Source organism: Nostoc sp. (assembly GCF_035638895.1).
Classification (GTDB): domain Bacteria; phylum Cyanobacteriota; class Cyanobacteriia; order Cyanobacteriales; family Nostocaceae; genus Nostoc.
This window is the reverse complement of the sequence record NZ_DASQZC010000117.1, coordinates 1-2,321: the sequence shown is the minus strand read 5'-3', so window position 1 is coordinate 2,321 and position 2,321 is coordinate 1. Positions and strand designations below refer to the sequence as shown.

General features: G+C 44.3%; 3 protein-coding genes and 1 pseudogene. 2 read left to right on the top strand and 2 right to left on the bottom strand.

All coding sequences use genetic code 11. The features are described 5' to 3' along the window. The first annotated feature begins 13 nt into the window (after window positions 1-13). Together VE944_RS05465 and VE944_RS05460 are read left to right on the top strand one after the other, a co-directional pair. Entirely contained in the window at window positions 14-505 is a 492-nt protein-coding gene (locus VE944_RS05465) for a hypothetical protein (protein ID WP_193950202.1), read from the top strand. A 3-nt stretch (window positions 506-508) separates the two neighbouring features. Then, window positions 509-1,480, top strand: coding sequence for a GUN4 domain-containing protein (locus tag VE944_RS05460; RefSeq protein WP_324973416.1), 972 nt, complete (start codon window positions 509-511; stop codon window positions 1,478-1,480). A gap of 74 nt (window positions 1,481-1,554) precedes the next feature. Here the strand turns inward: VE944_RS05460 and VE944_RS05455 are convergent, their stop codons facing one another. Further along, a complete protein-coding gene (locus VE944_RS05455; RefSeq protein WP_324973413.1) occupies window positions 1,555-1,875 on the bottom strand; it encodes a hypothetical protein in 321 nt (106 codons plus the stop codon). A gap of 244 nt (window positions 1,876-2,119) precedes the next feature. After that, a pseudogene (locus VE944_RS05450) lies at window positions 2,120-2,321 on the bottom strand (hypothetical protein); the annotation flags it as partial.

Below are 2,321 nucleotides of genomic sequence, written 5' to 3'. Positions count from 1 at the left end.
GCTTATTATGAATATGCGCGATCGCGTTTCTTTAGAGACTGTATCTGTAAGTCTGCCTTTTGGCATTGGTTCGATGTCTTGGAAAGTTGACACCACACAAAAGAAGGCGGCTTGGTCGCTGTATGTGGAATTGGTGACGCGGATTGCTGTACAACCATTGGAAGTTGACCAGGGTTTGGTACGAGAAGCGATGAACTCTCTTTATAGTTTATTTGGTACAACCCGCGAAGTTCTCAAAGCCGCCGGGCCGGATGTGGGGGCTTCTCGTGATTCAGTGGGGGGAATTGCGATCGCAGTGTTGAATAATGGGTTAAGGCCGTTTTTGGCTAAATGGCATCCGTTGTTGCAAGCGTGGGAAGCTAGACGACCTGTAGGGGTAAGCCCCAAGGAACATGAGCAGAGTTGGTCGGAGGAACCCAAGTTGCGAAGTGAGTTGGAAGCTTTGCGCGGTGGGTTGGAAGATTACGCCAAGGCGTTGGCGGTAATTGCTGGCGTGGAGGAGTAACCGATGGAAAAGTTTGATGTTTTTCTTTGTCACAATAGTAATGATAAACCTGCGGTTATCGGAATTGCCAAACAACTACAGCAACAACGAATTGTACCGTGGTTGGATATTTGGCATTTACGCCCTGGTTTTTCTTGGCAACGTGCATTAGAACAGCAGATAGACCAGATTGGAGCAGCAGCAGTTTTTGTCGGAGGCTCAGGATTTGGCCCTTGGCAGAGTCAAGAAATTGATGCGTTTCTACGAGAATTTGTGAATAGGCAATGTCCAGTTATTCCGGTACTTTTGCCGGATGCTCCACAAGAACCAAAGTTGCCCGTATTTCTCCAGGGTTTAATGTGGGTTGATTTTCGTTTACAGTATCCTGAACCTCTGGGACAGTTGATGTGGGGCATTACTGGGGAAAAGCCTGGGACAACGCCCATAATTCAGCCTACAGCGCCTCAAGCAGATAACCTGGACTCAGAAAAAGGCATAAACTACACCAGACTGCGCGACTTACTAGCAGCAAAAAACTGGAAAGAAGCCGACCAAGAAACCTATAGGGTGATGATTCAGGCTGTAGATAAAAAATATGGTGACTACTTCACCCCAGACGAACTCTTAAATTTTCCTTGCACTGACTTACGCACAATTGACCGTTTATGGGTAAAATACAGCGATGGACATTTTGGCTTCAGTGTCCAAAAGGAAATATACTTGAGCGTTGGCGGTAAAGCTGACGGCAAGTATTATAAAGAAGCCTGGGAGAAGTTTGGCGATCGCGTAGGATGGCTGAAAATTAATTTGATTTCTTCCGTTATTAAGATGATGATTTCTTCCGACCGCAAATGGGTAAACTCCGACGTTCAATTTGATACAGCCTCCCCTAGAGGACACCTCCCTACGTTAACAAAGCTTTTTCTGGCTCCTGGTTTGGGTTTGGTGGGTGGGGAGTTTGGGGGGTGGTCTACTGGTCTCTTCTCTCGCATCTAGACTTGTAAACTGTAACATCTAAGGCTTTCAGACATTTATAAAGATTTATTACCAACCCTAGATGCACGGTAGAATCAACATTTCAGAATTCCCATACCTGGCACTGCGGGGTTATAACAATTCGCCTGAATAAATTTTTCTGCTACCTCCTGCACTTCCGTATCTTCAGTGACTCTCTGCTTATCCCAAGGTAAACTCATCTGTCCCGGTGACTTCTTTTTGCCCTTATTTTTCAAAGAAGGTAAAAAATGACTACCCCAATGATTTCTTTTTTCAGGCTTTGGCTTAGGGCGATATTTCTTACAAAACTGGCGATATCTAGCAGCACACTCTTCCAACGTCCTCCCCAATAGCAAAAACGCTGGATGCCATTGAGTGATACCATCATTACTCAAGCGGTCATGAGTGCCGTAATTGCTGAAGTCGTAGAAAAATCCCTGCTGTATTCTTGCTGCTTTCGGGTTAGCGTGAATATATCGCAGAGTATTTAACGCACGGCGTTGGTCTGTATTAGCAAAACCTGTACTGTGGTAGGTTATTGCAGCGAGTCGTGATGTGATAGCAAAAGCCTGATTGTAAATTACGTTTTGGGCGAGGCATGAAAAAAATCGTTAAAATACCACGCTTCCTATAATGCACTCACCAACAAACTTTGCTCATCAATGTTACAACATTAAGCCTTAAAGCTAGAACCTTAAGTCTTAAAGTTACAACATTAAGTCTTAAAGCTAGAACCTTAAGCCTTAAGGTTACAACATTAAGCCTTAGAGCTAGAACATTAAGCCTTAAGGTTACAACATTAAGCCTTAGAGCTAGAACCTTAAGCCTTAAGGTTACAACA

What these genes read in the sequence shown, in the direction of transcription:
- VE944_RS05460 (WP_324973416.1), top strand. Translation starts at nt 509, where the DNA reads ATGGAAAAGTTTGATGTTTTTCTTTGTCACAATAGTAATGATAAACCT.
- VE944_RS05465 (WP_193950202.1), top strand. Translation starts at nt 14, where the DNA reads ATGCGCGATCGCGTTTCTTTAGAGACTGTATCTGTAAGTCTGCCTTTT.